We start from the raw sequence: 26,107 nt of genomic DNA on the forward strand, positions 1-26,107 counted from the left end.
GCCGCGGGATTCAGAGGACGTCGCCGCGGCCGTTGAGCTTCAGCGCGTCGACGACGCCTTTCACCCGCTGCGCGTGCTCGCTCGTGGTGACCAGCAGCGCGTCGTCGGTGTCGACCACGACGATGTCCCGCACTCCGATCAGGCTGATGACGCGCGAGGTCTGGCTGACGACGATCCCGCTCGCGGCATCCGACAGCACTCGCGCGTTCTCGCCGAGGATCGCCAGGTCGTTCTTGCGTCCGTGCGAGTTGAGCTTGGCGAGGCTGGCGAAGTCCCCCACGTCGTCCCAGTCGAAGTGGCCCGGGATGACGGCGAGCCGGCCGCGTGCCGCTGCGGGCTCCGCCACCGCGTAGTCGATCGCGATCTTCTTGAGCTCCGGCCAGACCCGGTCGACGACGGGGCCGCGGCGCTCGCGGTCGTCCCAGGCCTCGGCGAGCTCCATGAGCCCGGCGTGCAGCGCGGGCTCATTCGCCGCGATCTCGCCGAGCAGCACGTCCGCCCGGGTGATGAACATGCCGGCGTTCCACAGGTAGGAGCGGTCGGCGAAGTACTTCTTCGCCGTGTCGAGGTCGGGCTTCTCGACGAAGCTGTCGACGAGCGCCGCCTCGGGCGCACCGTCCACGACGAGCTCCGACCCCTTGCGGATGTACCCGAACCCGACCGACGGCTCGGACGGCTGGATGCCGATGGTGCAGATGTAGCCGGCGCGCGCTGTGGCGACCGCCTGACGCACCGCCCAGTCGAAGAGGTGGGACACGCGGATCACATGGTCGGCGGCGAACGACCCGATGATGACGTCGGGCTCGCGGCGGAGGAGCACCGCGGCGGCGAGGCCGATGGCGGCGGTCGAGTCGCGCGGCTCCGACTCGAGGAAGACGTTGAGATCGGGGATGCCCGGCAGCTCGCCCTCGACGGCGGCGCGATGCGCGCGGCCGGTGACCACCGCGATGCGGTCGGGTCCGGCGAGCGGCTCCAGGCGATCCCATGTGTCGCGCAGCAAGGTCTGGCCGGACCCGGTCAGGTCGTGGAGGAACTTGGGCGCGTCGGCGCGCGAGAGGGGCCACAGTCTGCTTCCGATGCCCCCCGCGGGGATCACAGCGTAGAAGTCCTCGATGGGTTCAGGCATGACGAACAGCGTATCCGCGACGCCTGTGCGCACCTGAAAGAACTCTGGTTCTTGCCGCCTGCGAAGGACCTCCCGGGAAGGCGGCCGGTAAGGCTCCCCTTCGTCGCCGCTGTGTTCAAAGCGGGAATAGGATGGAAGGAGCGCCCGCGTGACGCCGATGGCCCGAGTCTCCAGTGCCGGGCCACCTCAGGGGCAACGTTTCCCGCCCCGCCATGTTCGATTCAGGGAGGACGGCCGTGTCTGCACCAGCACGCGTCACACCGTCGGTATCCGAGACCACGTCCCGAGTCCCCCGCGGAACTCTGTACCGCGGGAGCGAAGGCATGTGGTCGTGGGTGCTGCACCGCATCACCGGCATTGCGATCTTCTTCTTCCTGCTGGTCCACGTGCTCGACACGGCGCTGATCCGGGTCTCCCCCGAGGCGTACGACGCGGTGATCGGCACGTACAAGAACCCGATCATGGGTATCGGCGAGGTCGCGCTGGTCGGTGCGGTCGCCTACCACGCCTACAACGGGCTGCGCATCATCCTGGTCGACATGTGGTCGTGGGCCACGCGCCACCAGCGCCAGCTGTGGTGGGGCGTGCTCGGACTGTGGGCGGTGACGATGCTCGGCTTCGCGCCGCGTCACCTCATGAACGTCTTCGCCGAGATCGGAGGCGGGCACTGATGACCACCATCGCCGAACCGCGCGCCCCGCGCGCCGCCGTCCGCCGCAAGGGACCCAACCTCGAGAAGTGGGGCTGGATCTACATGCGCGTCTCGGGCGTGCTGCTGATCGTCCTGATCTTCGGGCACCTCTTCATCAACCTGCTCACGGGCACGGGGATCCACCAGATCGACTTCGCCTTCGTGGCCGGGAAGTTCGCCACGCCGTTCTGGCAGTGGTGGGACGTCCTCATGCTCTGGCTCGCGCTCATCCACGGCGCGAACGGCATGCGCACGATCGTCAACGACTACGTCGGCCACGAGGCCACCCGCAAGGTGCTGGTCTGGGCTCTGTGGCTGTCCGCCGGATTCCTCATCGTCCTCGGCACGCTGGTCGTCTTCACGTTCGATCCCTGCATCGGCGTGACCTCCGACAGCTCGCTGTGGGAGATGTGCCAGAGCGTGGCGAACTGACGAGACCGACAGCGACCGAAAGCACTCTTACGTGACCACTCAGACCCCGGACAGCTACGTCAAGGACGGCGTCCACTACCACCAGTTCGACATCGTCATCGTGGGCGCCGGCGGTGCCGGCATGCGAGCAGCGATCGAGGCAGGGCCGGGTGCCCGGACGGCGGTCATCTCGAAGCTCTACCCGACGCGCTCCCACACGGGCGCGGCGCAGGGCGGCATGGCCGCGGCCCTCGCCAATGTCGAAGAGGACTCGTGGGAGTGGCACACCTTCGACACCGTCAAGGGCGGCGACTACCTCGTCGACCAGGATGCCGCCGAGATCCTCGCGAAAGAGGCCATCGACGCGGTCATCGACCTCGAGAACATGGGCCTGCCGTTCAACCGCACGCCCGAGGGCAAGATCGACCAGCGCCGATTCGGCGGGCACACGGCCGACCACGGCAAGACACCGGTGCGCCGCGCCTGCTACGCCGCCGACCGCACGGGTCACATGATCCTCCAGACGCTGTTCCAGAACTGCGTCAAGCTCGGCATCAACTTCTTCAACGAGTTCTACGTGCTCGACCTGATCACGGTGAAGGACGCCGACGGCAAGACCGAGGTCGCGGGGGTCGTCGCCTACGAGCTGGCCACCGGCGACCTGCACGTCTTCCACTCGAAGGCCGTCATCTTCGCCACCGGCGGGTTCGGCAAGATCTTCAAGACGACCTCGAACGCCCACACGCTCACGGGCGACGGCGTCGGCATCATCTGGCGCAAGGGCCTGCCGCTCGAGGACATGGAGTTCTTCCAGTTCCACCCGACCGGTCTCGCCGGCCTCGGCATCCTGCTCACCGAAGGCGCCCGTGGGGAGGGCGCCATCCTGCGCAACGCCTCGGGCGAGCGCTTCATGGAGCGCTACGCCCCGACGATCAAGGACCTCGCGCCGCGCGACATCGTGAGCCGCTGCATGGTCCAGGAGGTCGCCGAGGGCCGTGGCGCAGGGCCCCACCGCGACTACGTGCTGCTCGACTGCACTCACCTCGGCGCCGAGGTGCTCGAGACGAAGCTCCCCGACATCACCGAGTTCGCACGCACCTACCTGGGCGTCGACCCGGTCGTCGAGCCGGTTCCGGTCATGCCCACCGCGCACTACGCCATGGGCGGCATCCCGACCAACAACGACGCACAGGTGCTGAGCGACAACACGACCGTCGTTCCCGGCCTCTACGCCGCCGGAGAGTGCGCGTGCGTGTCGGTGCACGGGTCGAACCGTCTCGGCACGAACTCGCTGCTCGATATCAACGTCTTCGGCAAGCGCGCCGGCCGAAATGCGGTCGAGTACGTCAAGACGGCCGACTTCGTCCCGCTGCCCGACGACCCCGCCGCCGAGGTGCGCGGGCTCATCGAGGGGCTGCGCGACAACCAGGGCACCGAGCGCATCGCCGTCCTGCGCAAGCAGCTGCAGGATGAGATGGACCGCAAGGCTCAGGTCTTCCGCACCGAGGAGTCGCTCGGCGAGGTGCTCGAGGTCATCGAAGAGCTGCGCGAGCGGTTCAAGAACGTGCACGTCGACGACAAGGGCAAGCGGTACAACACCGACCTGCTCGAGGCCGTCGAGCTCGGGTTCCTCCTCGACATCGCCGAGGTCGTCGTCGTCACCGCCCGCAACCGCAAGGAGAGCCGCGGCGGCCACATGCGCGACGACTTCCCGCACCGCGACGACGAGAACTACATGCAGCACACGATGGCGTACCTCACCGGCGACCCGCACTCGTCCCACGCCGAGGACCACATCGAGCTGGGCTGGAAACCGGTCGTCTTCACGCGGAACGACAAGGGCGAGTTGAACTACCCGCCGATGGAGAGGAAGTACTGATGACCACCGTCGTCGCTGCGGACGCGTCCACCGACGCCCCCACCCAGGTCGAGACGCCGGCGGACACCGGCATCCAGTCGTTCCTCGTCACGTTCATCATCCGTCGCTTCGACCCCGAGGTCGACGAGGAGCCGCGCTGGGTCGACTACGACGTCGAGCTGTACTCGACCGACCGCGTGCTGGACGCACTGCACAAGATCAAGTGGGAGGTCGACGGCTCGCTGACCTTCCGCCGTTCGTGCGCGCACGGCATCTGCGGCTCCGACGCGATGCGCATCAACGGCCGCAACCGCCTGGCCTGCAAAACGCTGATCAAGGATCTCGACATCTCGCAGCCGATCTACGTCGAGGCGATCAAGGGCCTGCCGCTCGAGAAGGACCTCATCGTCGACATGGAGCCGTTCTTCGCCTCCTACCGCGAGGTGCAGCCGTTCCTCATCGCGAACTCGACGCCCGAGCCGGGCAAGGAGCGCATCCAGTCGATCGTCGACCGTGAGGTCTTCGACGACACGACCAAGTGCATCCTGTGCGCCGCGTGCACCTCGTCGTGCCCGGTCTTCTGGACCGACGGCCAGTACTTCGGCCCGGCCGCGATCGTCAACGCCCACCGGTTCATCTTCGACTCGCGCGACGATGCCGGCGACGTCCGCCTCGACATCCTCAACGACAAAGAGGGTGTGTGGCGCTGCCGCACGACCTTCAACTGCACCGAGGCGTGCCCGCGCGGCATCGAGGTGACGAAGGCGATCGCCGAAGTCAAGCAGGCGGTTCTGCGCGGACGCCCCTAGGCTTCCCTGTGTGACAGAGCCCCTGCGCGACGACGCGCCGACCGCTCCGCTGGACCCCTCGCTCCGCCGCGCCCGCGGCGCAGTCACGGCCGCCTATGTGGCGCAGGGCCTCGGCTATGCGGTGATCGTGACATCCCTGCCCGCGCTGCAGCAGCGACAGGACATCCGGGATGCCGCGATCGTGTCGATCCTCGTGCTGGGCGTGGCCGTCGCCGCCGCGCTCGGCTCGGTGATCGCCAATGCGGTCGCCGTACGGTGGGGCAGCCGCACCGCGCTGGCCCTGGGGCTGATCATCCAAGCCGTCGCCCTCCCGGTGATCGCGGTCCCGGCGCCCTTCGCCGTGTTCGCCGGCGCGTTCGGCGTGTTCGGCGTCGGCCTCGGCTGCGTCGACGCTGCCGCTGCCATGCAGGGCGTGGCGGTGCAGCGTGCGTACGGGCGCCACCTGCTCGGCTCGTTCTTCGCCGCCGCGACGGCCGCCGCGATCGTCGGTGCGCTCCTCGTCTCCGCCGTGGCCCTGACCGCGACCGCCGCGGGTATCGCGCTGATGTGCGCGGCCGCGATCGCTCTCGGCGCGGCCGTGATCGGCATCCGATTCCTCCTTCGTGAGGTCCCGATCGATGAGGCGCTGCCGCCTGCCGAGCGCGCGAAGCTGCCGCGCGCCGGGATCTGGATCTTCGGCCTCGTGATCCTCGCGGTCTTCATCGCAGACTCGGCGGTCAGCACGTGGAGCACGCAGTACCTCCAGCTCGACCTCGAGACGCTCGCGTGGATCGCTCCGCTCGGCTACGCGGCCTACCAGGCGGTCGTGCTGGTCACCCGGTTGGTGACCGACCGGCTGATCCCGGCGATCGGGCGCCCCCGCCTCGTCGCGATCGCCGCCGTGACGTCGGCGATCGGCTGCGCCGTCGTCGCACTCGTGCCGTTCCCCGTCGCGGCGATCATCGGCTTCGCGCTCGCGGGCGTCAGCGCGGGCGTGCTGATCCCGGTGACGTTCGGTGCGGCTGGCGAGCTCTCCCCCGAGCACAGCGACCAGGTCATCGCCCGCGTGAACCTCTTCAACTACGCCGGAGCGATCCTGGGCGCGGTCGTCGTCGGGCTGCTCGCCGACGTCACCGGCTACGGACCCGCTTTCCTCATCCCCGCCGTCGCCCTCGCGGCGATCCTGCTGGCGGTGCGATGGTTCCGCTCGCCCTCCCAGGCCGCGCGCGCCGCATCGCCGGGCGCCCAGACGACCGGCACCGGCCTCAGTCGCTAATCTGACACCGTGACGCAGACCCCCTCGCCGGACGCGCAGACGGCGGCCGACGCCGCCCAGCGCGAAGAGGAATCGCTGCGCGAGCGGTGGGACGCGACCGAAGTCAGCCTCCGTCAGCGGTTCGACGTGCCGATCCAGCGCGCCACGCGGCTCACCGAAGCCACGTTGGAGTGGTTCCCCGTGCGCGTCTGGCGCAATTTCCTCATCGAGAACGGATTCCTGCTCTCGGCCGGAGTCAGCTACGTCGCGTTGTTCGCGTGCTTCGCCGCGATCTACCTCGCGTTCGCGATCACGGGGCTGTGGCTCGGCGGCAACACCGAGGCAGTGAACGCCCTCATCGACCTGATCAACAGCTACATCCCGGACTTGATCTCAGACGACAGCGCGTTCGCGACGCCCGAGCAGGTGCAGGCGATCGCCTCGCAGAATTCGGGCGTGCTGGGCTGGACGGGTGTCGTCGCGCTCGGCGCCCTCATCTGGACGGCCATCGACTGGGTGACCTACACGCGGCGCGCCGTCCGCGAGCTCTTCGCCATCCCGCCCGACCGCCGCAGCTACTTCCTGCTGAAGGCACGGGATCTGCTCGCCGCCCTCCTGTTCGGCGCCGTGCTGATCCTGGGCGGCGCGCTGAGCACGATCGGCACCTACGCGGTCGAGTGGCTGGTGTCGCTCATCGGCTGGGGGGTTGCGAGCAGAGCCACCGAGCTGACCGTGAGCGCCGGTTCCCTGCTGATCGGGTTCGCCGTGACTTCGGCCGCCCTGGCGGGCCTCTTCCGATTCCTGACCGGCACGAAGCTGCCGTGGCGGCGGATCTGGCCGGGCGCGATCATCGGCGGCGTCGGGCTCTCCCTGCTGCAGCTCGGCGCGGGCCTGCTGCTGAGCTACACACCCTCGAATCCGCTGCTCGCCGGATTCGCCTTCTTCGTCGGGATGCTGCTGTGGTTCCGGCTCATGGGCATCGTCATGCTGGTCGCCGCCTCGTGGGTCGCCGTCGCCGCCCGCGACCGCGACGTCGCGATCCTTCCGCAGACCGAGGCCGAGCGGATCGCAGCCGAGCATGCCGCGCTCCTCCTCGCGGCGCGCGTGCGGCTGCGCACCGCGAAGGACGCGCGAGCGCAGGCATCCTGGTTCCGCCGCCCCTTCGCCGACCGTGCCGTCCGCGAAGCGGAGGAGGAGCTGCGGCAGGTCGAGGCATCCGCTCCACCTTCTCCTCCGCACGCGGCGAAGGCGCCGGCGTCGCCGCCGCCGCCGAAGAAGACGGTGCGCAAGGCGTCCAAGCGGTCTCCGAAGGCGGCGGACGCCGCGCAGGGCGAGAAGCCCGGCCTTCCCTGAGCGAGGTCCGGACGGGTGGACGGGCGACCGATCGTGTCGGCCGTCGCGGATAGGCTGGCGGGCGTGCCCCGCCGAGTCCGCATCGCCTCCGTCAACGTCAACGGCATTCGCGCCGCCACCAGGAAGGGCATGATCGAGTGGCTCGACGCCGCCGATGTCGATGTGCTCGCCCTGCAGGAGGTGCGGGCGACGCTCGACGAGATGCAGGCCGTGCTTCCGGGCTGGGAGATCGTGAACGACGAGGCGCTGGCCAAGGGCCGCGCGGGTGTCGCCGTCGCGACCCGCATGCCCGCCGTCGACGTGCGCCGTGTGCTCGGGCCCGAGCCGCTCGACTCCGCCGGGCGCTGGATCGAGGCCGACTTCGACATCGACGGCGAGCGAGTGACGATCGTGAGCGCGTACGTCCACACCGGTGAGGCCGACACTCCCCGGCAGGATGCCAAGTGGGCCTTCCTCGATGCGATGGAGAAGCGGATGCCGCAGCTCGAGCAGGCATCCCCGTTCGCGCTCGTCATGGGCGACCTCAATGTCGGGCATCGCGAGCTCGACATCCGCAACTGGAAGGGCAACGTCAAGAAGGCCGGCTTCCTCCCCCGCGAGCGCGCGTACTTCGACCGGTTCCTCGGCGCCGCGGGCGAGCCTGTCACGGCCGTGGACGGCACCACCGGCACCGGCCTCGGCTGGGTCGACGTCGGACGAGTAGCCCACGGCGACGTCGACGGTCCGTACACCTGGTGGTCGATGCGCGGGCGCGCGTTCGACAACGACAGCGGCTGGCGGATCGACTACCACCTCGCGACGCCGGCTCTCGCGGCACGCGCGACGAACTACCAGGTCGTCCGTGCCCCCTCGTGGGACACCCGGTGGAGCGACCACTCCCCCGTCGTCGCGGACTACACGCTCGGGCTCTGACGGGGCGCGGCATCCGTCGCCCTGGCTCTCGCGGGCCTGCCCGCATCCTTCACCCTCGCTAACGCGGGCCCAGCCCGTTAGCGCGGATGCCAGCCGACGGCTGCCGGGAGCCCGCCCGGCGACGGCCCCTAGGATTGTCTGGTGAGCAAACCCCGTCTGTACTCCGGCATGCAGCCCTCCGCCGACTCGCTTCAGATCGGCAACTACATCGGGGCCCTCATGCAGTGGCGCGACCTGCAGCTCGCGTACGACGCGTTCTTCTCCGTGGTCGACCTGCACGCGATCACCGTCGCGCAGGATCCGGAGCACCTCCGTGAGAAGACGCGCCGCACCGCAGCGCAGTACATCGCCGCCGGCATCGAGCCGTCGAAGTCGACGCTGTACGTGCAGTCGCACGTACGCGCACACGCCGAACTCGCCTGGATCCTCTCGACGATCACCGGCTTCGGCGAGGCGGGTCGCATGACGCAGTTCAAGGACAAGTCGCAGCGGTACGGCGCCGACGCCACGTCGGTCGGCCTCTTCACCTACCCGGTGCTGATGGCAGCCGACATCCTGCTGTACCAGACCGACATCGTGCCCGTCGGCGACGACCAGAAGCAGCACGTCGAGCTGACGCGCGATCTCGCCGAGCGGTTCAACAGCCGGTTCGGTGAGACGTTCACCGTGCCGATGCCGGTGATCCAGAAGGAGACGGCGCGGATCTACGACCTGCAGAACCCGACCGCCAAGATGTCGAAGTCGGCCGAGACCGACGCGGGCGTGCTGTGGTTGCTCGACGACCCCGCGAAGAGCGCGAAGAAGATCATGCGCGCCGTCACCGACAGCGAGGGCACGGTCCGCTACGACCGCGAGAACAAGCCCGGCGTCTCGAACCTGCTCGTGATCTACGCCGCCCTCACGGGGCGGCAGATCCCCGCCCTCGAGGACGAGTACGCAGGCCGCGGATACGGCGACTTCAAGAAGGGTCTCGCCGAGGTCGTGGTCGAGGAGTTCGGTCCGGTGCGCCAGCGCGCCCTCGACATGCTCGACGATCCGGCGGAGCTCGACCGGGTGCTCGCTTCGAACGCCGCGAAGGCCGACGAGGTCGCCGACCGCACGCTCGGCGACGTCTACGACAGGGTCGGCCTCCTCCGACGGGTCTGAGGGCGGCTCGTCGCCGGGCGGCCGCCCGCGCACAACGTCGGCACCACGCGCAGCGAGACGACCGATCACCGGGTGCCGCGGGTGCGGGTGCGCGGTTCGCCGACGTTGTGCGCGCCGCGACGCGCCTGGACGAGTCCCCGCACAGCCTCGACCACGATGTCGGGGTGGTACATGATGTCCTCCGCGATCGGCCGCAGCGTGGTGAATCCGAGCGCAGCCGCCGCCAGGTCGCGCCTGCTGTCGCGTCGGCGGGCCGGCCACCCCGAGTGATGCGCCTCGCTGTCGCACTCGATGATCAGCCAGCCATCCACGATGAGGTCGACTCGGCCTACCCCGCTGAGGACGACCTGGAGATCGATGTCGAGGCCGAGACCGCGCACGAGGAGTCGGACCAGTGTCTCGGGACCCGACTCGCTCCTCGGATCGAGCAGTTCCCGGAGCACCTGGTATCGACGCGGAAGGCGCGCGAACACCTCGGCGATCCCGACTTCGTCGAGCAGCCCCAGGTGCACGACACTGTCGAGCGTGGCGATCGCCGCGCGAGGGGACTGACACCGGCACGCCTGCGCGACCGCCTCGACGAGGTCTGCCACAAGGCTGCTCCGAACCACGCCCGACTCACGGAAGTGCCTCACGAAGCGAGCGTCCTTTCGCGGGATGCGCGTAGCGGTCCTGTCCATCTGGATGTGGGTGCCCGCCGACTCGAGGACGAATACCCCGAGCAGCCGCAGCAGCGAGACACAGTCCAGGCGGCCGCCCCCGCGGGCGGCCGCGCCCAGAAGGGGAGGACAATCCGCTCCCACGTATGAGCCCTTGCGCAGCCGGATGATCCGGCCATCGGCCAGGAGCGCATCGATTCGCCGGCGCGAGAACTCGAGGCGGAGGTCGGCATATCCAAGCACGATCGAGTCGAGGATCTTCGCGCGCTCCAAGTCGGGCGTCTTCATGGCGACAGGCTCGCTGACGGCCGGACTCGCAGATCCTCCGCTCCTGAGTTCTGTGGAACGGGCCGCAACGCATGCGGCTGCGGAGGAGTCGCGTGCACAGCGTCGGCAACTCGCCTTTGAGGTCGCCTCGTGCCGACGATTGAGCGCTCGGCGCCGCATTGTGCCGACGATGTGCACAGGCTCCCGAGGCGCCGAGCTTCACCCCGCCCGCCGGGTAGCCTGAGCCGATGGAACCGGTGACGCTGCGCACGGCGCAGCTCGAGCTATCGCTGCCGACCGAGGCCGACGTCGACGCCATCCTCGACGCCTGCCAGGACGCCGGCATCCAGCGCTACACGCCCGTGCCGGTGCCGTACGAGCGCTCGCATGCCGAGGGCTTCGTCGCGCAGGTGCCCCGGGACTGGGAGGCGGGCAAGAACCTGACGTGGGCCATCCGCGAGCAGGGCGCCCTCGTCGGCACGATCGGCATGTATCGCGTCGACGGCATGGGCAACGGCGAGATCGGGTTCTGGATGGCGCCGTGGGCGCGCGGCGACGGCCGCCTCGCGGAGGCCGCGAACGCCGTGATCGACTGGGGCTTCGCCGCCGATGGCCTCGACCTGACGCGCATCGAGTGGCGCGCGGTCGTCGGCAACCTCGCCTCGGCGCGCGTCGCCCGCGCACTCGGCTTCCGCTACGAGGGGCTGCTGCGCCAGGCGCTCGCGAACGCGAAGTACCGCGACGACGGCTGGATCGCCGCACTGCTCAGGACGGACGAGCGGATGCCGCAGCCCTGGCCGGTTCTCGACGGCTAGCGACGAGCCCGCGCGCCGGCGTCAAGCCCCGGCTCGCCCGTCGGCTGCCCGTGGCAGGATGTCCCCATGCCCGAGATGCCCGAGGTGCAGGGTCTCGTCGAGTTCCTTCGCGGACGCGTGACCGGACTCGAGGTCACCCGCGTCTCGGTGGCGAACATCGCCGCGCTGAAGACCTACGATCCTCCGGTCGACGCCCTCACCGGCGCACGCATCGCCGGGGTCGCGCGCCACGGCAAGTTCGTCGACTTGGCGACGACCGGTACGGATGCCGCGCCCCACCTTGTTTTCCACCTCGCCAAGGCCGGGTGGCTGCGGTTCTACGAGCAGCTGCCGACGACGCTCATCCGCCCCGGCAAGACGCCGATCGCGCTGCGCGTCGCGCTCTCCGACGGCTCGGGCTTCGACCTCACCGAGGCGGGCACGAAGAAGTCGCTCGCCGTCTACGTCGTCCGCGACCCGGCCGACGTCCCCGGCATCGCCCGGCTGGGGCCCGACCCGCTCGACCCCTCCTTCACCCGCGACACGCTCGCCGGCCTGCTGACCGGCCGCCGCACGCAGATCAAAGGCGTGCTGCGCGACCAGGCCACGATCGCCGGCGTCGGCAACGCGTACTCCGACGAGATCCTGCACGCCGCGAAGATGTCGCCGTACGCCTTGGCGTCGAGCCTCGACGACGCAGACATCGACCGCCTGTTCCAGGCGATGACCGACACCCTCGCCGAGGCGATCGCCGAGGCATCCGGCAAGCCTCCTGCCGAACTGAAAGACGCCAAGCGTCGCGGTATGAAGGTGCACGGGCGACGCGGCGAGACCTGCCCGGTATGCGGCGACGAGGTGCGCAGCGTGTTCTTCGCCGACAACTCGCTCGAGTACTGCCCGACGTGTCAGACCGGCGGGAAGATCCTCGCCGACCGGCGGCTGTCGCGCCTGCTCAAGTAGCGGGGCAGGGAACTCGCACCGCCTGTCCCCTCTCGCGCCTCCTCGAGTGATCAGCCGTTCGTCGTGCCCATGAGCGTGCGGGCGTCGTCGTCGACCCAGTCGAGCGACTTCGACACCGCCTTCTTCCACAGGCGGTAGCGGCGCTCGCGCTCGTCTTCGGTCATCCGGGGCTCGAAGCGCACGTCCTCCTGCCAGTGGGCGCGCAACGAGTCGCGCGTGCTCCACACCCCCGTCGCCAATCCGGCCGCGTAGGCCGCTCCAAGCGCCGTGGTCTCGACGACTTTCGGGCGCACGACCGGGATGCCCAGGATGTCGGCCTGGAACTGCATGAGCGCGTTGTTCCGCGTCATGCCGCCGTCGACGCGCAGCTCGTCGAGCGCACGGCCGGTGTCGGCGACCACCGCCTGGATGACGTCGCGCGTCTGGAACGCGGTCGACTCGAGGGCGGCGCGGGCGATGTGACCTTTGTTGACGTAGCGGGTCATGCCCACGAGCGCGCCGCGCGCGTCAGGACGCCAGTACGGCGCGTACAGGCCGGAGAACGCCGGCACGAAGTACGCGCCGCCGTTGTCGTCGACGGTCGCGGCGAGCGATTCGACGTCTTCCGAGCGCTGGATGATGCCGAGGTTGTCGCGCAGCCACTGCACCAGCGACCCGGTCACGGCGATCGATCCTTCGAGGGCGTAGCGCGCGGGCTCGTCGCCGCACCGGTACGCGACGGTCGTGATCAGCCCGCTGTCGGAGCGCACGATCTCGGTGCCGGTGTTGACCAGCAGGAAGTTGCCGGTGCCGTAGGTGTTCTTCGACTCGCCGGCGTCGAACGCCGCCTGGCCGAATGTCGCGGCCTGCTGGTCGCCCAGGATGCCGGCGATCGGCGTGCCGTGCAGCACGTCGGGCAGCCGCGAGGTGCCGACGACCTCGGACGAGGAGCGGACCTCGGGCATCATCGAGCGCGGGATGCCCCACACCGCGAGCAGGTCGTCGGACCAGTCGAGAGTGCGCAGGTCCATCAGCAGCGTGCGCGAGGCGTTCGTGACATCGGTCACGTGGATGCCGCCACGAGCCCCGCCCGTCAGGTTCCAGATGACCCACGTGTCGGGCGTGCCGAACACGAGGTGCCCGGCCTCCGCGTCCTGACGCGCACCCGGCACGTGGTCGAGGATCCATGCGACCTTCGAGGCCGAGAAGTACGTCGCAAGCGGCAGCCCGGTCGTCTCGGCGAAGCGGTAGGCACCGTCGCCCGGAGGCGCACCCGCACCGCCCATGTCGCCTGCCCGGATGAGCTCGTCGATGCGAGGCTGCGTGCGGGTGTCCTGCCACACCAGCGCGTTGTGCACGGGGCGTCCGGTGCGACGGTCCCACACGATGGCCGTCTCGCGCTGGTTGGTCACGCCGACGGCGGCGATGTCGGATGCCGCGACCCCGGCCCGCGACAGGCACGAGGCGATCACCCACTCGGTGTTGGTCCAGATCTCGACGGGGTCGTGCTCGACCCACCCGGCGCGCGGGAAGATCTGCTCGTGCTCTCGCTGGGCGACCGACACGACGGCCCCCGACGAGTCGAACACGATGGCCCGCGTCGAGGTCGTGCCCTGATCGATCGCCAGAACGTGGTCGGCCAAGCCGGCTCCTTCCTCACCCGGGCGGCACCGCCCGCGTGCGTCGCCGGCACACGCTCGCGTGCGTCCGGCTGCGGTCAGATTATCGCGAGGTGGCGGATGCCTCGGCCCACGACGGGTCGGCCGCGTGCACCTTCGCGATCGCACGCTCGACCTCCGCCGCCGTGTGCGCGGCATCCCACCCGAGCACCGGCGCGACGACTGCGGCGATCTCGCCGACGGCGTCCTCGGTCGCGCCGCCCACGAAGGCGATGCTCGTGCGCCGCATGAGCAGGTCGTCGAGGTGCACGGCGTCCTCCGTCAACGCGAGGTGCCGCAGCTCGGCGCTGCTGTAGCCCGGGGTGTGCACGAGCGCGACGTCGTCCGCGTCGTCGATGATCGCCGCGACGAGGTCCGCCGCCACCGTGCCGTACCGATCGAGCAGCGTGGCGACGCGCGCGGGGGGCAGCCCGTCAGCATGCCCGGCGATCCACTGCTGCCGGGCGCGCTCGGTGGTCGGGAAGCCGCTGCCGCCGCCGATGGCGACACCCTTGGTCGACCGCCGGCGCGGGCGTGCCAGCAACTCGAGTGCGCGGTCGGCGAGGTGCTCGGCCGAGGCACGGAATGTGGTCCACTTGCCGCCGACGAGGCTCAGCACCGTGGCATCCCCTCCCACCAGCGGAGCCGCCTCGACGCGGTAGTCGCGCGACACGAATCCGGGGGCGAGGTCGCCGTGGCCGGGCAGCGGACGCACTCCCGAGAAGCGGTACACGATCTGCGAGCGGTCGACCCCGATCGCGGGCAGCACCTGGCCGATGAGGTCGACGAAGTAGTCGACCTCGTCCTCGGTGCACACGATCGGGTCGCCCATGTGGTGCTCGAGGTCGGTGGTGCCGACGAGCACGCGACCCTTGAGCGGGTAGATCAGCACGATGCGGCCGTCGGCGTTCTCGAAGAACAGCTCGCGCCCGCCGGTCGCCGCGAGCAGTTCAGGGTTGTCCAGCACGATGTGCGAGCCCTTGGTTCCGCCCATGTAGCTCGTGGGGTCGCCGAGGGCGAGGTTCGTGAGGTCGGTCCACGGTCCGGACGCGTTGATGACGACGGATGCCGCGAACGGCAGGTCTTCGCCCGACACCATGTCGCGCAGCACGACGCGGCCGTCCTGGACGCCCACCGCGGCGGTGTAGTTCGCGGCGCGCGCCTGGTCGCCGCCCGCCCTGCGCCCGTCACGGAGCACGTCGATGGCGAGCCGCTCGGGGTCGTGGAGCGAGGCGTCCCAGTACGTCGCGGTGTACTTCACGTCGGGGTTGAGCGCCGGCAGCTCCTGCAGCGAGCGCTTGCGACCGCGGAACGCGTGGCGCGGCACGCGTCCGCCGCCGCGCGAGAAGGAGTCGTAGATCACGAGCCCGATCTTGATCAGCGCGGCGCCGCGCTCGGTGTGCGCGCCCCCGCCGTGCCGCAGGAACCGCAGCGGCGCGCTGAGCACGCCCGAGAACGTCGAGAAGATCGGGATGGTGGTCTGCAGTGGACGGACGTAGTGCGGGGCGATGCGCAGCAGCGCGTTCCGCTCGGTGACGGCCTCGTGCACCAGCCGGAACTCGCCGTTCTCGAGGTAGCGGATGCCGCCGTGGATCATGTGCGATGACGCCGCCGACGCCCCGCTGATGAAGTCGTCGCGCTCGACGAGGGCGACGTCGACGCCCTGCATCGCGAGGTCGCGGAAGGTGGCGAGCCCGTTGATGCCCCCGCCGACGATCAGGACGTCGGCGTAGGGGCGCTTGGCCAGTGCGTCGAATCCTGGTGCGGTGCGTGAGCCCATCGTCATCCCCCGTTGTGTTCGTCCGGCGTCTGTCCATGATCGCATCTCTGGACGTCCTTGCAGGCCGTATGCACATATGTGCAAGGATGGGCGCGTGGAAGAGCTCCTCGACGCACGCGCGATCCAGCGGGCACTGACCGCGGCCCACCTCTACTACGTGCAGGACCGCACGATGGAGGCGATCGCGCGCGAACTGGGCACCTCGCGATCAACGGTGTCGCGGCTGCTCACGCAGGCGCGCGCGACCGGCATCGTCGACATCCGCATCCGCTCCCCGTTCGCGGCGCCGCAGCTGCTCGAGGAGAACCTGGCCGAGCGGTTCGGCGTGGCCGCCCACGTCGTGCCGGTGCCCGACGACGCGAATGAGGTGGAGCGTCTCGAACGCGTGTCCGTCGCCGCGGCCCACCTGCTGGGAGACCTCGTCGGCGAGGGCATGACGATCGGCGTCGCGTGGGGGTCGACGACGGCCGCGATCAGCCGGCGTCTCGCGCCGAAGCCGGCGCACGGCACGACGTTCGTGCAGCTGAACGGGTCGGGCAACACGCACACGACGGGCCTTCTCTACGCGAGCGAGATCCTGAGCCGGTTCGCAGCCGCGTACGGCGGCAGTGCGCAGCAGTTCCCGGTGCCGGCGTTCTTCGACGACCCGCGCACGAAGAGCGCGATGTGGCGGGAGCGCAGCACGCGGCGCATTCTGGCGATGCAGGCGGCCATGGACCTCGTGGTGTTCAGCACCGGCTCCGCCGACTCGCGTGTGCCCAGCCACGTCTACTCGGGCGGGTACCTCGAGGCGCAGGAGCTCTCGTCGCTCGAAGCCGAAGGCGTCGTCGGCGATGTGGCGACGGTCTTCTTCCGTGCTGACGGCTCGAGCGACGGCATCCCGCTCAACGAACGCGCCACCGGACCCCGGTTCGATGTGCTGCGCGCGGTGCCGCGACGACTCTGCGTCGTATCGGGGGTCTCCAAGCTCGCGAGCCTGCAGGGCGCCCTCGCGGCCGGCCTCGCGACCGACCTCGTCGTCGACGAGGCGGTCGCACGCGCGCTGACCGAGTGACCCGCGTGACGGAGCGTTTCATGCGAACACATGGAATGAACTCGCGTCGGGGACGTTGAGTAGACTCGAGAGCATCAACGTGCTCCGGGGTCGGTGAGAATCCGAACCGGCGGTGACAGTCCGCGAGCCGCGGCATCAGCATCCGAATGGGTGCCGCCACGGCTGATCCGGTGGAAATCCGGAACCGACGGTGATGCGACAGGTATCTGTCGCTAGTCCGGATGGGAGGCAGCACGGGCGACGCCATGCGCGTCGCCGGTCTCCCGTGCCCCGGATCACCGCGACCGACACGGAGGACACGGATGACGGCGACACCGGCTGAGCACGACGCGATGCGTCTGGCGCTCGACGTCGCCCGTCGCGGCCCGCGCGGGATCAACCCGCAGGTCGGCGCTGTGATCCTCTCCCCCGCCGGCGAGATCCTCGCCGAGGGCTGGCACCGCGGCGCCGGCACGCCGCACGCCGAGGTCGACGCGCTCTCGCACCTCTCGCCCGGCGACGCGACCGGGGCGACCGCGATCGTCACGCTCGAGCCCTGCAACCACACCGGCCGCACCGGCCCCTGCGCGGAGGCGCTCATCGCCGCGGGCGTCGCCCGCGTGGTCTACGCCATCGACGACCCCAACGACGTCTCGTCCGGGGGTGCGCGGCGCCTGCGCGACGCGGGCGTCGTGGTCGAGTCCGGCGTGCTCGCCGACGACGCGCACGCGCTGCTCGACTCGTGGCTCACCGTCCAGCGCCTCGGTCGACCGCACGTCACGGTCAAGTGGGCGCAGAGCCTCGACGGCCGCGCTGCGGCAGCCGACGGCACGAGCAAGTGGATCACCGGACCGGCCGCGCGCGCCGACGTGCACCGGCGTCGCGCTGCGGCCGATGCCATCGTCGTCGGCACGGGCACGCTGCTCGCCGACGATCCAGCTCTCACCGCCCGCGACGTCGACGGCTCCCTGCTCGCGCATCAGCCGATGCCGGTCGTGCTCGGCGAACGCTCCGTACCCGAAGGTGCGGCCGTGCGACAGCATCCGCTCCCCTTCGTCCAGTACCCGGGAGACATCGCCGCCGCGCTCGACGACCTGCGCAGGCGCGGCGTGCACCGCGTCTTCGTCGAGGGCGGCCCCGCCGTCGCGGCGTCGTTCGTGCGCGCCGGCTTCGCCGACGAGTTCCTCGTCTACATCGCCCCCGCGCTGATCGGCGGCGACATGCTCGCCCTGCGCGACGTGGGCGTCACAACCATCGGCGAAGCGCGCCGCCTCACGGTGCGCGGCGTCGAGACGCTCGGCGACGATCTGCTGGTCGTCGCCGCCCCTGCCACAGAAGGAGTCAGCTGATGTTCACCGGAATCGTCGAGGAGATCGGCGAGGTCACCGCGGTCGAGGCCTCGGGCGACGGGGTGCGTCTCACGATCCGTGCGCCGAAGGCGGTGTCGGATGCCGCGCACGGCGACTCCATCTCGGTGAGCGGCGTGTGCCTCACCGTCGTCGGCCAGGGACCCGACTGGTTCACCGCCGACGTCATGCGCCAGACGCTCGACATGTCGACACTGCTCGGGGTCGACGCCGGGCGCCCCGTCAACCTCGAGCGCGCGACCGTCGCGCACGGCCGCCTCGGCGGCCACATCGTGCAGGGCCACATCGACGGCACCGGCGAGGTGCTCGAGGTCCGTCCGGGCGCGCAGTGGCGCGTCCTGCGCATCGCGCTCCCCGCCCACCTCGCCCCGCTCGTCGTCGACAAGGGCTCGATCGCCGTGGACGGCGTCTCGCTGACGGTGAGCGCCGCCAGTCCTGCGGCACCGGCCGACGGCATCCACTGGTTCGAGGTCTCGCTCATCCCCGAGACCCTCGAGGCGACGACGCTCGGCCGCCGGGTCATCGGCGACCGCGTCAACCTCGAGACCGACATCCTCGCGCGCCACGTGCAGCGCCTGCACGCGTTCGCTTCCGCGGCTTCGGCCGCTCCCGCAGTCCCCGAGTACCCCGCGGCCACCGCCGCACCCACGGAAGGAGGCTCGAAGTGAGCCTTTCCACCATTCCCGAGGCGCTGGACGCTATCCGCGCCGGCAAGCCCGTCATCGTCGCCGACGATGAGAATCGCGAGAACGAGGGCGACGTCGTCCTCTCCGCCGAGCTCGCGACGCCCGAGTGGCTGGCGTGGACCGTGCGCTGGTCCAGCGGGTTCATCTGCGCGCCGATGCCGGCCGACTGGGCCGACCGCCTGGACCTTCCGCCGATGGTCGAGGTCAACCAGGACGCCCGCTCGACGGCCTACACCGTGAGCGTGGATGCCGCCGATCGCGTGTCGACCGGCATCAGCGCCTCCGACCGCGCCCACACGCTGAACGTTCTCGCGAACCCGGAGTCCGGCCCGACGAGCGTCATCCGCCCCGGCCACATCCTGCCGCTGCGCGCGGTGGATGGCGGCGTGCGCGAGCGCGGCGGCCACACCGAGGCGGCCGTCGAGCTCATGCGCCTCGCCGGGGTGCAGCCGGTGGGCGCGATCGCCGAGGTCGTGGCCGAGGACGGCTCCATGATGCGGCTGCCCGGGCTGCAGGAGCTCGGCGCACGAGACGGCGTGCCCGTCATCACGATCGAGCAGCTCATCGCCTACCTCAACGAGCACGAGCCGCTCGATCCCGCCTCCCAGGCACACGCCGCTCATAAGCGGCGCGTGAGCCTGCGCGCCGAGGCCCTCGTGCCGACCTCGCACGGCGAGTTCCGGTTCCTCGCGTACAAGGATCGGGTCACCGGCACCGACCACCTCGCCGTGGTGTCGGGCGAGCTGGGCGACGCACCGCTCGTGCGCGTGCACTCGGAGTGCCTGACCGGAGAGGCGTTCGGCTCGCTCAAGTGCGAGTGCGGCCCTCAGCTCGACGCCGCGCTCGACGCCATCGAGCAGGACGGCGGCGTGGTCGTCTATATGCGCGGCCACGAAGGCCGCGGCATCGGCCTCATCAACAAGCTGCGCGCCTACTCGCTGCAGGAGCGCGGCCTCGACACCGTCGACGCCAACCTCGCGCTCGGACTGCCCGCCGACGCGCGCGACTACGCGGCCGCCGCCGGCATCCTCGCCGACCTCGGGGTCGACAAGGTCCGCCTCCTCACGAACAACGCCGACAAGGTGAAGCAGCTGCGCGAGTTCGGTCTCGACATCGTGGAGCAGGTGCCGCTGCTCGTGGGCGTCGGACCGAACAACCACCAGTACCTCGAGACCAAGCGCGACCGGATGGGCCACCTGATCGACGAGGGCGACCTCGCCGACGCGCTCGCGCAGATGCACGAAGGAGCAGAGCGATGAGCGGCAAGGGCGCTCCCCAGACCGTCGAGACCGTCGACGCCTCCGGTCTCGACGTCGTCGTGATCGCGGGAACGTGGCACGACGTGATCACCGACGGCCTCATCGCCGGCGCCGAGCGCGCCCTCGACGCCGCCGGAGCGACGTGGCGCCTGGTGCGCGTCCCCGGTTCGTTCGAGCTGCCCGTCGCCGCCAAGACCGCGCTCGAGGCCGGGGCCGACGCGGTCGTCGCGCTCGGCGTGATCATCCGCGGCGGTACGCCTCACTTCGAGTTCGTGTCGTCGGCGGCGACCGACGGCCTGACCCGCGTCGCGCTCGACACTGGCAAGCCGGTCGGCTTCGGCGTGCTCACGCTCGACGACGAGGCCCAGGGCATCGCGCGCGCCGGCTTCGCCGACTCCGAGGAGGACAAGGGCCACGAAGCGGCGGATGCGGCGATCCGCACCGCTCTGGTGCTCCGCGAGCTGCGCGCGCGCTGACCGGCCGGCTTCGGCGGCGCAGCGGACTGACCTGCCCCCTTCGCCGGCGTCCATCGATACGTCCGGTGAGCGGGCCGGTCAGCCCCGGTGAGGCGCGCCTTGCTGGCGGTGACGGCGCCACGGGCATACCGTGACGTCCATGGAGTTCCTTCGCCACCTCGTCCTGCTGTTCCACCTCGTCGGGTTCGCGATCCTCTTCGGAGCGTGGGTCGTCGAACTCGTCAGCGGGCACCGCGGCATCACGCGCCTGATGCACTGGGGTCTCGCGATCGCCGGCGTCGCCGGGCTCATCCTGGCCGCGCCGTGGGGCATCGACTACGACCTGAACTACACCAAGATCGGCGTGAAGCTCGTCATCCTGCTGGTCATCGGCGCTCTGCTCGGCATCGGCGCCGGGCGCCAGCGCAAGAGCGGCTCGGTGCCGCCGGCGGTCTTCTGGTCGATCGGCCTGCTCACGCTCGCCAACGCCGCGATCGCCGTGCTCTGGCGCTGAGCCGGAAGCCGAAGAGCGATCGAGCGGATGCCGCGGCCCGGCGGCGGCATCCGCTCTCCGCCTTCCTCCAGTAGCCGCGCCTCGCACCGACGCACCGGGGTTAGGGTTGTTCTCCGTAGTCAGGTGATCAGCCTCGGCTCCCGGTGACCCAGTGCAGTGCCGCCTGACGCGTCACCCTGCGTCGAGCGGCTGCCCACCACTCGTCCCACGAGGATGCTCCGCTTCGCGCCCCACAGGTACTGAATGTCTTCCCCCACTGCATCCGCACCCTCCCCCACGACCGTCCCCGCGAATCCCCGCTCGCGCGTCATCACCGCGAGCCTGGTCGGCACGACGATCGAGTTCTACGACTTCTACGTCTACGCCACCGCCGCCGTGCTGGTCTTCCCGATCCTGTTCTTCCCCACCGGCAACGAGACGACCGCCCTGCTCGCCTCGTTCGGCGTCTTCGGCGCCGCCATGGTCGCCCGTCCCCTCGGTGCCGTGGTCTTCGGGCACTTCGGCGACAAGTTCGGCCGCAAGGCGACGCTGGTGGCCTCGCTGCTCACGATGGGCATCGCGACCTTCCTCATCGGGTTCCTGCCCACGTTCAACGACATCGGCCTCTGGGCGGCACTCATGCTGCTCATCCTCCGGCTCGCGCAGGGCTTCGCCCTGGGTGGCGAATGGTCCGGTGCGGCACTCGTCGCCACCGAGAACGCACCAGCCGGCAAGCGCGCGTGGTACGGCACGTTCCCGCAGCTCGGCGCCCCGCTCGGCTTCATCATCGCCAACACGATCTTCCTGCTGATCAACTTCGCCCTCCCCCACCCGGATGGCCCCGCGCAGCGCTCCGAGGCCTTCCTCGCGTGGGGCTGGCGCGTGCCGTTCCTGTTCTCGGCCGTCATGGTCATCATCGGCCTGTGGGTGCGTCTGCGCCTCGTCGAGTCCGAGACGTTCACCAAGGCCGAGGCGAAGGGCGCGATCCGCAAGTTCCCGCTCGGCGAGACGATCCGCAAGCACTGGTGGCAGCTCATCCTCGGCACGTTCATCATGCTGGCGACGTACGTGCTCTTCTACCTGATGACGAGCTTCACCCTGTCGTACGGCACCAAGGCGGCGACCGAGACGGCGCGCACGGCGGCGGAAGCCGCCGGCACACCGTTCGACGCCGCGACCTATGTGCCCGGACTGGGCTTCGGCTACACCGACTTCGTCATCATGCAGATCATCGGCGTGGTGTTCTTCGGCATCTTCACGCTGCTCTCGGGACCGGTCGCCGACGCGATCGGACGCCGCAAGCTCCTGCTGTGGGTGACGGCCGCCATCGCGCTCTTCGGCCTCACCTTCAACGTGTTCCTACTCCCGCAGCTCGACCCGATGTTCACCGGAGCCCTCGTGCAGGCCTTCCTGATCTTCGGCTTCATGCTCATGGGCGCCACCTTCGGGCCGATGGGCGCGATCCTGCCCGAGCTGTTCCCCACGAACGTCCGCTACACCGGTTCGGCGATCTCGTACAACGTGTCGTCGATCCTCGGCGCCGCGCTCGCGCCGATCGTCGCCGTCGCCCTGTGGGCGGCGACCGGGGGTCAGCCCTGGCTCGTGGGCGTGTACCTCACGGGGTCCGCCGTGCTGACGATCATCGCCCTGGCGCTCTCGAAGGAGACCAAGGACGTCGACTACGACGACAACCTCGGTCTCGGCGAGACCGGCTCGCTGTAGGCGGCGTCGCCCACCACGATTCGTGAATGAGGGATGCCGTGGGCCTGTGCCCGCGGCATCCCTCATTCTCCGTCCGCGCGAGACGAACGCACCCGGCCGGACACAAAGGGAGTGTGGGAAGCCTGCTCGGAGTGACGGACCGTCGACGGCGGGTGAAGCCCGTGCCGATCGTCGCGGGCGCGACGCTGCTGGTCGCGCTGATGGCCGCGTGCACCCCGTCGAATCCGACGTCGACCGAGCGCAGTCCGGACCCCGCCGACCCGACGCCCCTCTCCACGCGCGTCCCCTCCGACGAGTGCAGCCATGGCGTCGTCATCGAGTGGGACGGCTCTCCCGGACCCTCCACTCGGGCCGGTGCAATACAGGAGCAGCTCGACTGGCACGAGCAGGCGCTGGTGGCCGGACCTCAGCGGCCGGGCGACATCGACCGCACGGCCGCCCGCATCGCCGTACGCACGCTTCGCGCCGGGCTCGAGGCCCTGCCGGATGCCGAGGCAGGAGCAGCCCGCTACGACACGGTGGTCGTCGAGCCGATCGCCGAGGACGGTGCGCTGCTCGGCAGCATCCGCATCGAGCACCACGGCGGCGGCGGCTATCGTGTCGGAATCTTCGGCGCCGTAGGCTTCGACACCGACGGGCCGCAGTGCACTCCCGGGTGAGCCCCGGGGATCAGTCCAAGAAGAGCGCGCGAAGCCGCTTCGTGGTGAAGACCAGCCCGATGCCGATCATGACGACGAAGTAGAGCACGTGCCACCACATGTCGGGCATGAGGATGCCCGTCGTGAGACCGCGCACGAGCTCGACGCCGTGCCACAGCGGGAACGCCATGATGACGTGCTGGATCCACTCGGGGTAGACCGAGATGGGGTACAGCGTCGCCGAGAACAGGAACATCGGCAGCAGCACGAAGTTGATCCAGTCCATGTGCTGGAACGTCTTCATGTAGCTCGTCACCGCCATGCCGAGACTCGCGAAGCCGAACGCGATGAGGAGCACGGCGGGGATCGCCAGGATCGCCGTCCACGCGAGGTTGAGCCCGAGGATCTGCATGATGATCATGAAGCCTGTCGCGTACAGCAGACCGCGCAGGAGTGCGTACATGATCTCGCCCAGCGCCACGTCGAGCGGGCCGAGAGACGTCGCCAGCATGCCCTCGTAGAGCTTGCCGTAGTTCAGCTTGAAGAAGACGTTCCAGGTCGAGTCGTAGATCGCGCCGTTCATCGCCGAGACGGCCAGCAGCGCCGGGGCGATGAACGCCGCATACGAGACCTGCGCGCCGCTCGACGTCTCGACGTCTCCGATGATCGAGCCCAGTCCGATGCCCATCGACGCGAGGTAGAACACCGGCTCGAAGAACCCCGAGAGCACGACGATCCAGCTGGAGGAGCGCGCTGCGATGAGACCGCGCTGCACCACGGAGTGCGGGTTGCCCGCCCACAGCGCACGCACGCCGCCGGCCCGGATGGGTGCCTCGGTCATCACCGCGCTCACTTGGCCAGCCTCCGTTCGAACAGCCGACGGCCGACGACGAGCCCGCCGATCGCGAGGGCAAGCAGGTAGACCACGTGCACGACGATCAGGATGGGCGGTGACGGCTGGCCGTAGGTCACTACCCGGCCGAGCTCGGTGGCGTGCCACAGCGGTGAGATCCAGCCGATCCACTCGAGCCAGTCAGGCAGGGCACTGAGCGGATAGAACGTGCCCGAGAAGAGGAACATCGGCATGAAGACGAAGCGCTGCACGAGGGCGAACTGACCCTTGTCGTCTTCGATCGACGCGGCATACGCCAGCAGCGGCGTGCCGAACGAGAGCCCACCGAACAGCGCGATGAAGATCGCCAGCCACGCGGTGCCGGGGCGCGTCGCCTCGGGCTGCAGCCACGCGAAGAACAGCACGATGAAGAGGAAGTAGAGCACCACCGTCACGGCCATGCGGGCGGCGGCGCCGGTGACGACGCCGTTGGCGATCTGCCCCGATGACAGCGGCGAGGCGTTGAAGCCGTAGAAGTAACGGCGCCACTTGAACCCGGCCATGACCGGATAGGTGAACTCCTCGGAGGCCACCGCGACGGCGGACGTCATGAGCAGAGCCGGCGCCACGAAGACCAGGTACGGCACCTGTTGCCCGCCGACGTCGATCGGCGCGTCGATCAGGGCTGCGAGGCCCACAGCCAGGCCGAGCAGGTACAGCACCGGCTGGCCGAGCGCGCCGATGATGATCGTCCAGCCGTAGGCGCGCATCGCACGCACCATGTGCTCGGTGACGTAGAACGTGCCGAGGCCGCGGGGCTTGCGACCCCACTCCATCGCTTCGGCGCGAAGCTCGTTGAGGCCCGCATCGGTCTCGACAGCGGTGTGCGGCGGCTGCGGCATCCGCTCGCCGTGATTCGGAGGTAGCGCGCCGCTCATTCGATCAGCGACCGTCCGGTGAGGCGCAGGAAGACGTCTTCGAGGCTCGAGCGGCGCACGAGACTCGTGACGGGATGCAATCCGCGCTGGGTGACCTGCTCGAGCGCCGCCTCGCCGTCGCTCGCGTAGACGAGCACCCGGTCGGGCAGCACCTCGACGCGGTCGCCGATGCCCTGCAGCTGCGGGGCGACCTGCTCGTTGCGGTCGGAGCCGAAGCGCACCTCGAGCACTTCGCGGCTGGAGTGGTCGCGGATGAGCGAGGCCGGCGTGCCCTCGGCCATGATGCGGCCCTTGTCGACCACGATCAGGCGGTCGCAGAGCTGCTCGGCCTCGTCCATGTAGTGGGTCGTCAGCACGAGCGTGGTGCCGCGCTCCTTGAGCCGGAACAGGCGGTCCCACAGCACGTGTCGGGCCTGCGGGTCGAGGCCCGTGGTCGGCTCGTCGAGCAGCAGGATGCGCGGGTCGTTGATCAGGCCGCGCGCGATCGTCAGGCGTCGCTTCATGCCGCCCGAGAGCGCGTCGACCTTGCTCTTCGCCTTGTCTTCGAGCGCGGCGAAGGCGAGCAGCTCGTCGGCCTTCTGCGCGCACACCTTGCCGGGCAGGCCGAAGTACCGGCCGTAGATGTAGAGGTTCTCGCGCGCGTTGAGCTCGCCGTCGAGGTTGTCCTGCTGCGGCACGACGCCGAGCCGGGACCGGATCTCGGGCCCGTAGCGGTCGGGGTCGAGCCCGAGGATCGACAGGTCGCCGTCGGTGCGCGTCGACACGGCGCCGATCATCTTCATCGTCGTGGACTTGCCCGCGCCGTTGGGCCCGAGGAGGCCGAACGACTCGCCGGGAGCAACCTCGAACGACAGGCCGTCGACGGCCAGGAAGTCGGGCTTTCCTTTGACCTTGTAGGCCTTGACGAGGTTCTTCGCATCGATCACGGGGGCAGGCACCGGACAACCCTAACCCCGCGCGCGGACACGCACACACGGGTCCACAGTCAGGCGGCGCGCCGACCGTCGCGCGCCGCACGGGGACCGGTTCGGCGTGTCTCCTGACGGT

Annotated in this window: 25 protein-coding genes and 1 riboswitch; of the genes, 18 read left to right on the plus strand and 7 right to left on the minus strand. The window is 70.0% G+C overall.

The window, feature by feature from the left end:
- Positions 1–10: 10 nt before the first annotated feature.
- On the minus strand, positions 11–1,126 hold the full coding sequence (locus H9622_RS01675) for a mannose-1-phosphate guanylyltransferase (RefSeq protein ID WP_191763642.1): 1,116 nt from the start codon (positions 1,124–1,126) through the stop codon (positions 11–13).
- Between the two features lie 236 nt (positions 1,127–1,362).
- Here H9622_RS01675 and sdhC point away from each other — a divergent pair, with 236 nt between their 5' ends.
- The 8 genes from sdhC to trpS all read left to right on the plus strand — a co-directional run bounded on the left by sdhC (position 1,363) and on the right by trpS (position 9,540).
- Positions 1,363–1,797, plus strand: a complete 435-nt coding sequence (gene sdhC, locus H9622_RS01680; RefSeq protein ID WP_191763644.1) for a succinate dehydrogenase, cytochrome b556 subunit — start codon at positions 1,363–1,365, stop codon at positions 1,795–1,797.
- Positions 1,797–2,249, plus strand: a complete 453-nt coding sequence (locus H9622_RS01685) for a succinate dehydrogenase hydrophobic membrane anchor subunit (protein ID WP_191763646.1) — start codon at positions 1,797–1,799, stop codon at positions 2,247–2,249. The genes sdhC and H9622_RS01685 overlap by 1 nt, the downstream gene beginning before the upstream one ends.
- A 31-nt stretch (positions 2,250–2,280) precedes the next feature.
- Positions 2,281–4,107 (plus strand): succinate dehydrogenase flavoprotein subunit, encoded by a 1,827-nt coding sequence (gene sdhA / locus H9622_RS01690; protein WP_191763648.1) that lies wholly within the window; start codon positions 2,281–2,283, stop codon positions 4,105–4,107.
- On the plus strand, positions 4,107–4,895 hold the full coding sequence (locus H9622_RS01695) for a succinate dehydrogenase iron-sulfur subunit (protein WP_225221520.1): 789 nt from the start codon (positions 4,107–4,109) through the stop codon (positions 4,893–4,895). The genes sdhA and H9622_RS01695 overlap by 1 nt, the downstream gene beginning before the upstream one ends.
- A gap of 10 nt (positions 4,896–4,905) precedes the next feature.
- Positions 4,906–6,150, plus strand: coding sequence for an MFS transporter (locus tag H9622_RS01700; RefSeq protein WP_191763650.1), 1,245 nt, complete (start codon positions 4,906–4,908; stop codon positions 6,148–6,150).
- Positions 6,151–6,159: 9 nt separating this feature from the next.
- Positions 6,160–7,482 carry a YihY/virulence factor BrkB family protein gene (locus H9622_RS01705; RefSeq protein ID WP_191763652.1) on the plus strand — a complete coding sequence of 441 codons (1,323 nt, stop codon included), beginning with the start codon at positions 6,160–6,162 and terminating at the stop codon, positions 7,480–7,482.
- A gap of 63 nt (positions 7,483–7,545) precedes the next feature.
- Positions 7,546–8,394, plus strand: coding sequence for an exodeoxyribonuclease III (locus H9622_RS01710; RefSeq protein WP_191763654.1), 849 nt, complete (start codon positions 7,546–7,548; stop codon positions 8,392–8,394).
- A 141-nt stretch (positions 8,395–8,535) separates the two neighbouring features.
- On the plus strand, positions 8,536–9,540 hold the full coding sequence (trpS, locus tag H9622_RS01715) for a tryptophan--tRNA ligase (protein WP_404802840.1): 1,005 nt from the start codon (positions 8,536–8,538) through the stop codon (positions 9,538–9,540).
- Positions 9,541–9,605: 65 nt separating this feature from the next.
- Here trpS and H9622_RS01720 read toward each other — a convergent pair whose 3' ends face one another.
- Positions 9,606–10,487, minus strand: a complete 882-nt coding sequence (locus H9622_RS01720) for an endonuclease domain-containing protein (RefSeq protein WP_225221521.1) — start codon at positions 10,485–10,487, stop codon at positions 9,606–9,608.
- A 227-nt stretch (positions 10,488–10,714) separates the two neighbouring features.
- Here H9622_RS01720 and H9622_RS01725 point away from each other — a divergent pair, with 227 nt between their 5' ends.
- A complete protein-coding gene (locus tag H9622_RS01725; RefSeq protein WP_191763656.1) occupies positions 10,715–11,281 on the plus strand; it encodes a GNAT family N-acetyltransferase in 567 nt (188 codons plus the stop codon).
- A gap of 66 nt (positions 11,282–11,347) precedes the next feature.
- Positions 11,348–12,220, plus strand: a complete 873-nt coding sequence (locus H9622_RS01730; RefSeq protein WP_191763658.1) for an Fpg/Nei family DNA glycosylase — start codon at positions 11,348–11,350, stop codon at positions 12,218–12,220.
- Between the two features lie 50 nt (positions 12,221–12,270).
- Here H9622_RS01730 and glpK read toward each other — a convergent pair whose 3' ends face one another.
- Entirely contained in the window at positions 12,271–13,842 is a 1,572-nt protein-coding gene (gene glpK, locus H9622_RS01735; protein WP_191763660.1) for a glycerol kinase GlpK, read from the minus strand.
- Positions 13,843–13,921: 79 nt separating this feature from the next.
- The gene (locus tag H9622_RS01740) at positions 13,922–15,643 is read right to left on the minus strand and encodes a glycerol-3-phosphate dehydrogenase/oxidase (protein WP_404802841.1); all 1,722 of its coding nucleotides are present in this window, start codon (positions 15,641–15,643) and stop codon (positions 13,922–13,924) included.
- Positions 15,644–15,713: 70 nt separating this feature from the next.
- Between H9622_RS01740 and H9622_RS01745 the strand changes: the two genes are divergently transcribed.
- The 8 genes from H9622_RS01745 (at position 15,714) to H9622_RS01780 (ending at position 23,311) form a co-directional block, all read left to right on the plus strand.
- Positions 15,714–16,691 carry a sugar-binding transcriptional regulator gene (locus tag H9622_RS01745; protein WP_191763662.1) on the plus strand — a complete coding sequence of 326 codons (978 nt, stop codon included), beginning with the start codon at positions 15,714–15,716 and terminating at the stop codon, positions 16,689–16,691.
- Positions 16,692–16,767: 76 nt separating this feature from the next.
- Positions 16,768–16,929: riboswitch (FMN riboswitch) on the plus strand.
- Between the two features lie 64 nt (positions 16,930–16,993).
- Positions 16,994–18,019, plus strand: a complete 1,026-nt coding sequence (ribD, locus tag H9622_RS01750) for a bifunctional diaminohydroxyphosphoribosylaminopyrimidine deaminase/5-amino-6-(5-phosphoribosylamino)uracil reductase RibD (protein ID WP_191763664.1) — start codon at positions 16,994–16,996, stop codon at positions 18,017–18,019.
- Positions 18,019–18,705, plus strand: coding sequence for a riboflavin synthase (locus tag H9622_RS01755; RefSeq protein ID WP_191763666.1), 687 nt, complete (start codon positions 18,019–18,021; stop codon positions 18,703–18,705). The genes ribD and H9622_RS01755 overlap by 1 nt, the downstream gene beginning before the upstream one ends.
- Positions 18,702–19,982, plus strand: a complete 1,281-nt coding sequence (gene ribA, locus H9622_RS01760) for a GTP cyclohydrolase II (protein WP_191763668.1) — start codon at positions 18,702–18,704, stop codon at positions 19,980–19,982. Before H9622_RS01755 ends, ribA begins: the two co-directional genes overlap by 4 nt.
- Entirely contained in the window at positions 19,979–20,458 is a 480-nt protein-coding gene (ribH, locus tag H9622_RS01765) for a 6,7-dimethyl-8-ribityllumazine synthase (RefSeq protein ID WP_191763670.1), read from the plus strand. The genes ribA and ribH overlap by 4 nt, the downstream gene beginning before the upstream one ends.
- Positions 20,459–20,597: 139 nt before the next feature.
- Positions 20,598–20,951 (plus strand): Fe-S protein, encoded by a 354-nt coding sequence (locus H9622_RS01770; RefSeq protein ID WP_191763672.1) that lies wholly within the window; start codon positions 20,598–20,600, stop codon positions 20,949–20,951.
- A gap of 243 nt (positions 20,952–21,194) precedes the next feature.
- The gene (locus tag H9622_RS01775; protein ID WP_191763674.1) at positions 21,195–22,652 is read left to right on the plus strand and encodes an MFS transporter; all 1,458 of its coding nucleotides are present in this window, start codon (positions 21,195–21,197) and stop codon (positions 22,650–22,652) included.
- 131 nt (positions 22,653–22,783) lie between these two features.
- Positions 22,784–23,311 carry a hypothetical protein gene (locus H9622_RS01780; protein WP_191763676.1) on the plus strand — a complete coding sequence of 176 codons (528 nt, stop codon included), beginning with the start codon at positions 22,784–22,786 and terminating at the stop codon, positions 23,309–23,311.
- Positions 23,312–23,321: 10 nt separating this feature from the next.
- On the opposite strand, the gene H9622_RS01785 is transcribed toward H9622_RS01780, so the two are convergent.
- Genes H9622_RS01785 through H9622_RS01795 form a run of 3 tightly spaced genes read right to left on the minus strand, consistent with a single transcriptional unit; the run spans position 23,322 to position 25,998 of the window.
- Entirely contained in the window at positions 23,322–24,131 is an 810-nt protein-coding gene (locus tag H9622_RS01785) for an ABC transporter permease (protein ID WP_191763678.1), read from the minus strand.
- An 8-nt stretch (positions 24,132–24,139) separates the two neighbouring features.
- Entirely contained in the window at positions 24,140–25,024 is an 885-nt protein-coding gene (locus H9622_RS01790; RefSeq protein WP_191763680.1) for an ABC transporter permease, read from the minus strand.
- Between the two features lie 32 nt (positions 25,025–25,056).
- On the minus strand, positions 25,057–25,998 hold the full coding sequence (locus H9622_RS01795) for an ABC transporter ATP-binding protein (protein WP_191763682.1): 942 nt from the start codon (positions 25,996–25,998) through the stop codon (positions 25,057–25,059).
- Positions 25,999–26,107: the final 109 nt, after the last annotated feature.

This window comes from Microbacterium gallinarum (assembly GCF_014837165.1).
Taxonomy (GTDB): Bacteria; Actinomycetota; Actinomycetes; order Actinomycetales; family Microbacteriaceae; genus Microbacterium; species Microbacterium gallinarum.